8 protein-coding genes and 4 tRNA genes are annotated in these 7,642 nt (G+C 69.7%); all 12 read right to left on the bottom strand.

The window, feature by feature from the left end:
• Nucleotides 1-437 (bottom strand): GTP-binding protein (locus WCE37_RS14205; protein ID WP_343279929.1); only part of this gene is annotated, 437 nt, incomplete at its 3' end.
• Nucleotides 438-497: 60 nt separating this feature from the next.
• Nucleotides 498-573, bottom strand: a tRNA-Thr gene (locus WCE37_RS14200).
• A gap of 43 nt (nucleotides 574-616) precedes the next feature.
• Nucleotides 617-690 (bottom strand) — tRNA-Gly (locus WCE37_RS14195).
• Between the two features lie 13 nt (nucleotides 691-703).
• A tRNA-Tyr gene (locus WCE37_RS14190) sits at nucleotides 704-789 on the bottom strand.
• 120 nt (nucleotides 790-909) lie between these two features.
• The gene (gene ychF / locus WCE37_RS14185; protein WP_343279928.1) at nucleotides 910-2,001 is read right to left on the bottom strand and encodes a redox-regulated ATPase YchF; all 1,092 of its coding nucleotides are present in this window, start codon (nucleotides 1,999-2,001) and stop codon (nucleotides 910-912) included.
• Between the two features lie 7 nt (nucleotides 2,002-2,008).
• Nucleotides 2,009-2,590 carry an aminoacyl-tRNA hydrolase gene (gene pth, locus WCE37_RS14180; RefSeq protein ID WP_343279927.1) on the bottom strand — a complete coding sequence of 194 codons (582 nt, stop codon included), beginning with the start codon at nucleotides 2,588-2,590 and terminating at the stop codon, nucleotides 2,009-2,011.
• Between the two features lie 51 nt (nucleotides 2,591-2,641).
• Complete coding sequence (locus WCE37_RS14175; protein ID WP_343279926.1) at nucleotides 2,642-3,298, bottom strand: 50S ribosomal protein L25/general stress protein Ctc; 657 nt, start codon at nucleotides 3,296-3,298, stop codon at nucleotides 2,642-2,644.
• Nucleotides 3,299-3,398: 100 nt separating this feature from the next.
• Nucleotides 3,399-4,361, bottom strand: coding sequence for a ribose-phosphate diphosphokinase (locus tag WCE37_RS14170; RefSeq protein ID WP_343279925.1), 963 nt, complete (start codon nucleotides 4,359-4,361; stop codon nucleotides 3,399-3,401).
• Nucleotides 4,362-4,401: 40 nt separating this feature from the next.
• Nucleotides 4,402-4,478: transfer RNA gene (locus WCE37_RS14165), tRNA-Gln, on the bottom strand.
• A complete protein-coding gene (gene ispE, locus WCE37_RS14160) occupies nucleotides 4,441-5,340 on the bottom strand; it encodes a 4-(cytidine 5'-diphospho)-2-C-methyl-D-erythritol kinase (protein WP_343279924.1) in 900 nt (299 codons plus the stop codon). Before ispE ends, WCE37_RS14165 begins: the two co-directional genes overlap by 38 nt.
• The gene (gene lolB, locus WCE37_RS14155) at nucleotides 5,337-5,987 is read right to left on the bottom strand and encodes a lipoprotein insertase outer membrane protein LolB (protein WP_343279923.1); all 651 of its coding nucleotides are present in this window, start codon (nucleotides 5,985-5,987) and stop codon (nucleotides 5,337-5,339) included. Before lolB ends, ispE begins: the two co-directional genes overlap by 4 nt.
• The gene (locus WCE37_RS14150; protein WP_343279922.1) at nucleotides 5,984-7,639 is read right to left on the bottom strand and encodes a hypothetical protein; all 1,656 of its coding nucleotides are present in this window, start codon (nucleotides 7,637-7,639) and stop codon (nucleotides 5,984-5,986) included. The genes lolB and WCE37_RS14150 overlap by 4 nt, the downstream gene beginning before the upstream one ends.
• Nucleotides 7,640-7,642 lie beyond the last annotated feature (3 nt).

Here is a 7,642-nt window from a genome sequence, read left to right as displayed (position 1 = left end):
AGCTCGGCGTCGTCGACCATGTCGGCCTTGTTCAGGAACACCACGATGTACGGCACGCCCACCTGGCGCGCCAGCAGGATGTGCTCGCGCGTCTGCGGCATCGGGCCGTCCGCGGCCGAGCACACCAGGATCGCGCCGTCCATCTGCGCCGCACCGGTGATCATGTTCTTCACATAGTCCGCGTGGCCCGGGCAGTCGACGTGCGCGTAGTGGCGGGTCGGGCTCTCGTACTCGACGTGCGAGGTCGAGATCGTGATGCCGCGCGCCTTCTCTTCCGGCGCCTTGTCGATCGCGTCATAGGCATGGAACTCGCCGCCGAAACGTTCCGCGCCGATCTTCGTCAGCGCCGCCGTCAGCGTCGTCTTGCCGTGGTCCACGTGACCGATCGTGCCCACGTTCACGTGGGGCTTGGTGCGCTCGAACTTACCCTTGGCCATGATTGCGTATCTCGTTGAACTGTTGGATGGAAGCCCGCGCTTTCCGCTGCGGGACGAAGATGGTGCTCACGACTGGAATCGAACCAGTGACCTCCTCCTTACCAAGGAGGTGCTCTACCGACTGAGCTACGTGAGCGTGAGTTGTACCCTGGCGCCGCGGTTCCAATGATACCCCGCGGTGGAGCGGGAGACGGGAATCGAACCCGCACCATCAGCTTGGAAGGCTGAGGTTCTACCGTTGAACTACTCCCGCGCCGGGATGAAACTGGTGGAGGGAGGTGGATTCGAACCACCGAAGGCGTAAGCCAGCAGATTTACAGTCTGCCCCCGTTGGCCGCTTGGGTATCCCTCCAGCACATGGAACCTTTGAAATCAGCCCGCGATTTTGACGCGCCGGATCGAGGCTGTCAACGCCTGCGGCATATTTCCGCGCCGCCTGCGGCACCGCGACGCCGCGCCGGCGCCCGCCGGCTCAGACGTTGAAGCGGAAATGCAGGACATCGCCTTCCTGCACCCGGTACTCCTTGCCTTCAAGGCGCAGCCGCCCGGCCTCGCGCGCACCGGATTCGCCGCGGTAGCGCAGGAAGTCGTCGTAGCCGATGGTCTCGGCGCGGATGAAGCCCTTCTCGAAGTCGGTGTGGATCACCCCGGCGGCCTGCGGCGCGGTGGAACCGGCCTTGACCGTCCACGCGCGGACCTCCTTCACGCCGGCGGTGAAATAGGTCTGCAGCCCCAGCAGGCTGTAAGCCGCGCGGATGACCCGGTTCAGGCCCGGCTCCTCCAGGCCCAGGTCGGCCAGGAAGACATCGCGGTCGGCGTCGTCGAGTTCGCTGAGTTCCTCCTCGATGGCGGCCGAGACCGGCACCACCTCGGCGCCCTCGCCTGCCGCCCGGGCGCGGACGAGGTCCAGGTGCGGATTGCCCTCGAACCCGTCCTCAAGCACGTTGGCGACATACATCACCGGCTTCAGGGTCAGCAGGAACAGGTCGCGCACCGTGGCACGATCGTCCTCCGACAGGCCCAGCGCCCGCGCCGGCTTGCCGTCGTCGAGGCCGGCACGCACCCGCGCCAGCACTTCCACCCGGGCCTTTGCGTCCTTGTCACCGGTCTTGGCCGAGCGCTCGGCGCGCTGCAGGGCCTTGTCGACCGACTCCAGGTCGGCCAGCGCCAACTCGGTGTCGATGGTCTCGATGTCGGCGATCGGGTCGACCTTGTTGTTGACGTGGATCACGTCGTCGTTCTCGAAACAGCGCACCACGTGGCAGATCGCGTCGACCTCGCGGATGTGGGCGAGGAACTTGTTGCCCAGGCCCTCGCCGCTCGCCGCACCGGCCACCAGGCCGGCGATGTCGACGAACTCGACCGCGGTCGGGATCACCTTCTGCGGGTTGATGATCTCCGCCAGCGCGTTCAGGCGCGGATCCGGCACCGGGACCACGCCGACGTTGGGCTCGATCGTGCAGAAGGGGAAGTTGGCCGCGGCGATGCCCGCCCTGGTCAATGCGTTGAAGAGGGTCGACTTGCCGACGTTCGGCAGGCCGACGATGCCGCATGTGATGCCCATTGTTCTGTCAGGTCCTGTTGGTGTGCAGCCGCTTCATGGCTTCGTTGAAATCGCCGGCCATGGCCAGCGGCAGCACGTCGAACGCGTCGTCGATGGCGCGTCCGATGAGAATGTCGTCGTCGGGCGACGGGCGCCCCAGCACCCATCCGGTGACGCGGTCCTTGTGCCCGGGGTGGCCGATGCCGACGCGCAGGCGGTGGAACCGGCCGTGGCCGAGCAGGCGCATGGTGTCGCGCAGTCCGTTCTGGCCGCCGTGCCCACCGTCGAACTTGAGCCTGGCGGTGCCTGGCGGAAGGTCCAGCTCGTCGTGGACCAGCAGCGCCTGTTCCGGCTCGATCTTCCAGAACTGCAAGGCGGCGAGCACCGACTTGCCGCTGAGGTTCATGAAGGTGGCCGGCTTGAGCAGCCAGGCCTCGTGGCCCGCGATCCGGACCCTGGCCGTCTCGCCGTACAGCTTGCCGTCGACCCTGAAGCGCTCGCCCTCGCGTTCGGCCAGGGCGTCGACAAAACGGAACCCGGCATTGTGCCGGGTCCGTGCGTGCTCGGTGCCGGGATTGCCCAGCCCGACGATGAGTCGAAGACCGTCCATCGGGTCGACGCCGACCGGCGCCCGCGGATGGCGGCGCCGGCGCGGTGCGCCTTACTTCTCCTCGGCGTCCTGCTTGGCGGCAGGAACCTCGGCGCCATCGGCGGCGGCTTCGTCGGCCTCGGGCTCGGCCTCGACGCGCGCGTGACGGGCCACGGCAACGGCCGGGTTGTGCTCGTCGTCGATCTTGGCCACGAGCTCGACGCCTTCCGGCAGCACGACGTCGGACAGGTGCACGGTGTCGCCCATCTGCATGTTGGCCAGGTCGACTTCGATCGATTCAGGCAACTTGCCCGGCAGGCAGATGACTTCGACCTCGTTGAGCTCCTGGGTCAGGACCACGCTCGCATCCTTGCCGGCGGGCGAGGTGTCGGCGTTCACCAGGTGCAGCGGCACGCTGACGCGGATGACCTCGTTCTCGTTCACGCGCTGGAAGTCCAGGTGCATGATCAGCTGGCGGTACGGGTGGCGCTGCATGTCGCGCAGGAGCACGCGCTCGATCTTGCCGTCGACCTCGAGGTCGAGGATCGACGAATAGAACCATTCGTGCTGGCTGGCGACCCAGGTCTTTTCCTGGTCGAGCTGGATGCTCTTGGGGGCGGCTTCGCCACCGTAGACGATGGCGGGGACCTTGCCGGCATGACGCAGGCGGCGGCTCGCACCCTTACCTTCGTCACTGCGGCTGGAGGCCGTGATCTTGTTCTCGTTCATCAGTTTTGCTCACTTGCTCTGGATTGATCGCCTCGCGGCGGATGGTGACTCCCCCGCGACCAGGGGAGCCTGTTGAAACGGGTCGGATGCGGCCGGGCCGTCAGTCCACGTACAGCGAACTCACCGATTCGCCGAAGGCGATGCGGCGGATGGTTTCGGCCAGGAGCTCGGCGACGCTGAGCTGGCGGATGCGGCCACAGGCGCGGGCCGCGTCGGAAAGGGGAATGGTATCAGTCACCACCAGCTCATCGAGCTGGGAGCGCATCACGTTGTCGATCGCGGCACCCGACAGCACGGGATGGGTGCAGTAGGCGACGACCTTGGTGGCCCCCTCCCCCTTCAGCGCCGCGGCGGCGGCGCACAGGGTGCCGGCGGTATCGACGATGTCATCCACCAGCACGCAGGTCTTGCCGGACACGTCGCCGATGATGTTCATCACCGTGGCCACATTGGCCTTCGGGCGGCGCTTGTCGATGATCGCGAGGTCCGCATCGTCCAGGCGCTTGGCAATTGCGCGCGCACGCACCACGCCCCCCACGTCCGGGCTGACCACCACCATGTTGTCGGTGCCGTGCGCGCGCCAGATGTCGGCCAGCAGCAGCGGCGAGGCGTAGACGTTGTCCAGCGGGATGTCGAAGAATCCCTGGATCTGGTCGGCGTGCAGGTCGACGGTCAGCAGACCGTCCGCCCCGGCCGCGGTGAACATCCGCGCAGCCAGCTTGGCCGTGATCGGCACCCGCGAGGAGCGCATGCGGCGGTCCTGGCGGGCGTAGCCGAAGTACGGCACCACCGCGGTGACGCTGCTTGCCGAGGCGCGCTTGAGCGCATCGATCAGCGCCAGCACCTCCATCAGGTTCTCGGCGGTCGGGGCGCAGGTGGACTGCACCACGAACACGTCCTGGCGGCGCACGTTCTCCTCGATCTCGACCTGGACCTCGCCGTCGGAGAACGTGGACACCAGCGCCTTGCCGGGACGCACGCCGAGCTCCCGGCACACGGCCTGGGCGAGCGGGCGATTGGCATTGCCGGAGAAGATCAGCAGGTTGCCATCTTCTTTCTTCACGGGACTACTCCGCTGGAGGTGCTGCAAGCAACGATGTGATTGGCAGGGGCGGCAGGATTCGAACCTGCGAATGCCGGGATCAAAACCCGGTGCCTTGGGCCACTTGGCGACGCCCCTGCAGTGACCAGGCCGCAAGTGCATCCAGCAGCGGCGAACGCGACACGCCGGCCACCACCCGGGCACGAAACCCGTCAGGCAGCGCGGCGAGCGCGGCTTCGGCGTGCCCGCGCGTGGCGAACTCGACGAAGCAGCCGCTGCCCGTCCCGGTCAAGCGTGGCGGACCGATGCGCGAAAGCACCTGGAACGCGGCCTCGACGGCAGGTTCCAGGGCACGCAGCACCGGCTCGAACACATTGCCGAGCAGAGCACCCGAAGCGAAGTCGGACATTGTCGCGGGCGGGGCATCCCTCGTCAATTCAGGGGCTTGGAACAGCGTCGCGGTGGCGACGTGGACACCCGGGTCGGCGACCACGTACCAGGCCGGCGGCAGCTCCATTGGCACCAGCACCTCCCCGACGCCTTCGGCCCAGGCACTGCAACCGTGGACGAACACCGGCACGTCGGCTCCAAGGCGGGCAGCCAGCAGTGCCAGCGCGTCGCGGTCGGCATCCACGCCCCAAATCGCGCCCAGCGCGCACAGGACGGTGGCCGCATCGGACGATCCGCCGCCAAGGCCGGCCCCGGCAGGAATCCTCTTTTCAACGCGGATATCCGCACCTTGGGCGACGTTGAACGATTTTTGCAGGAGTTTCGCCGCGCGCAGACTGAGGTCCAGCGCGTCCGGTACCGCCCGGAGATCCCCGCCGTGGCGAACGATGCGGCCGTCCATGCGCGGGCGCAGGTGCACGGTATCGCCCCAGTCGAGGAGCCGGAACACCGTCTGCAGCTCGTGATAGCCGTCGGCACGACGCCCGGTGATGTGCAGGAAAAGATTGAGCTTGGCCGGCGCCGGCCACGCAGACCAGCCGGGCGCGGTCATGGCCCGGCCTCGCCCCAGTCGTCGACGACCAGGCGCACGCCGGCGTCGCCACGGCCGGCATCGATGCGCAGCGGCAGCGCCGGATGCCCGCCGCCGGCGTCTCGCCACCTGCGGAACTCGATGGTCCAGCCGGCCTGCTCCAGGCGCGCGGGCAGCAGGTCGGCGCCGAAGTCCATGCGCGCGGGACCATGTTCGGCTTCGTCGGCCGGCAGGCCGCGCAGCCATGCGCCGAGCGCGCGCACGGGCACGTCGAGGCCGGTGGCTTCGAGCAACAGTTGCTGGCCATCCGGACCGGTGCGCGTGCCACCCTCCATGCCCTCCAGCCGTGCACCGCCCGCGTCCACGGACAAGCGCCAGCTTTGCCGGGTCACCGGTGCCGCCAGCGCGACCTCGATGGCCGCGCCGTCCTGGCGCCACTCGATGCGTCCGCTGCCGCCCCTGGTGCCGCGGGTGATGGCCGCGCGCCCGCCCAGCTGCCAGGCCGGCATCGCGGCGAGTGCCTGCGCGCGCCCGGCCTGGATGGTTTCCGCACGCTGCAACGCGGCCGCGTCAAGCGCCGGCAGCGCCGCTGGCGGAAGGGGCCGCGTGGCGCAGGCGGCCAGCGCGCCGGCGCAGGCCAGGCCGAACAGGATCCGCGGATACTTCATGCGCCGACGTCCTCCAGCGCGCGCTGCAGCGAGCGATTGTCGGGATCGATGCCGCGAGCATCCTCGAACCATTCCATGGCCTCGTCCCGACGACCCAGCTGCCACAGCACGGTGCCGACGTGCGCGGCGATCTCGGCGTCCTTCTCGAGCACGAAGGCGCGACGCAGTTCGACCAGCGCCTCCTCGTTGCGGCCCAGCCGGTGCAGCACCCAGCCATAGCTGTCGATGATCGCGGCGTTGGCGGGCTCCGCCACCCGCGCGCGCTCGATGAGCTCCAGCGCTTCGCGGTAGCGGTCGGTGCGGTCGGCCAGGGTATAGCCCAGCGCGTTCAGGGCCGCGGTGTTGTCGGGCTCGGCCACCAGGATGCGGCGCAGATCGGCCTCGGCGCGGGCAATGTCGTCGCGGCGCTCCCACATGAGCGCGCGCGAGTACAGCAGCGCGGATTCGTCGGGAAACGCGGCCAGCCCGCGCGCCAGGGCATCCAGCTCGGCGGCGGCGTTGCCGTCCTCGCGACGCAGCTCGGACTCCATCAGGTAGGCATCGCGGCGCAGCTGATCATCGGCGTCGGCATCCTGCTGCAGGGCGTGGAGCGCCGCGTAGGCCTCTTCGCCACGGTCGAGATCGTGCAGCATCTTGGTGGCGCGCAGGCGCGCGGTGGCGCGCTGCTCGCCACCGGGGACGCTGCGATACCAGTCCAGGGCTTCGCCCGGCCGTTCGAGGAATTCCGCGACCTGGGCCAGCAGCAGCCGCCGCGCCGGATTGGGCACCTCGGCACCCTTGGCCAGGTCGTCGTAGAGCGCGGCCAGCGCGACCTTGTCGTCGGCGTCGGCCAGCAGCGACGCGCGCAGCGCCACCTGGCCGAGGTCGTCATCCCCACCGGGGGCGGCGGCAAGCAGGGCCGCGCCCGCCGCGGGGTCGCCGAGCCCGGCATAGGCCAGCGCCACGCGCGCACGGATCCGCGGCGCCACCAGGACGTCCGCGGCGGCCAGCGCATCCAGCACCGCGCGGGCATCGTCGCCATGACCGGTGCGGTGCAGGTACTGGACCCGCAGCAGGCCCATGGCGGGGTCGTCGGGATGCAGCTCGCGCGCCACGGCGTCGATGCGACCGAACAGGTCGTCGTCGCCCAGGCCAAGTGCAAGCTGCCCCGCCGCCGACAGCGGCATCGGCTCGGTGGGCAGGGCGCCACGATCGAACAGCTGCCCGAGCACGCGCGCGGACAGCGCAGGGTCGCGGCTGCCGGTGCCGATCACTCCGAAGGCGGCCAGCCAGCCGCGGGCGCCGCCTTCGCGCAACATGGCTTCGAGCCCGCGCCGTGCGGCCCGCGCCTTGCCGGTGCGCAGGGCCAGGGTGGCGCCCGCGGCCTGCATGCCGAGCGATTCCGGGGCCCGCTCGCGCCACAGCGCCAGCGCTTCGCCGAGCGCCCGGTCATCGCGCCCCATCAAGGCGTAGCGGGTGGCCCGGGAGGCCAGTGCGGCATCCCCGGGCGCGGCACGCGCCGCCTTGAGGTACCACGCCACCGCTTCATCCAGGCGCCCGGCGGAGACCGCGAACTCGGCCGCCATGACCTCGCGCAGGGGCGCTTCCACGGCGCCATCGCTGGCGTGCGCCGCTGCCGCTGCCACCGTGCACAGGGCCGCGGCCAGCAGCACGGC

This window comes from Luteimonas sp. MJ250, from assembly GCF_039548455.1.
Classification (GTDB): domain Bacteria; phylum Pseudomonadota; class Gammaproteobacteria; order Xanthomonadales; family Xanthomonadaceae; genus Luteimonas.
This window is presented reverse-complemented; position numbering and strand designations above follow the sequence as displayed.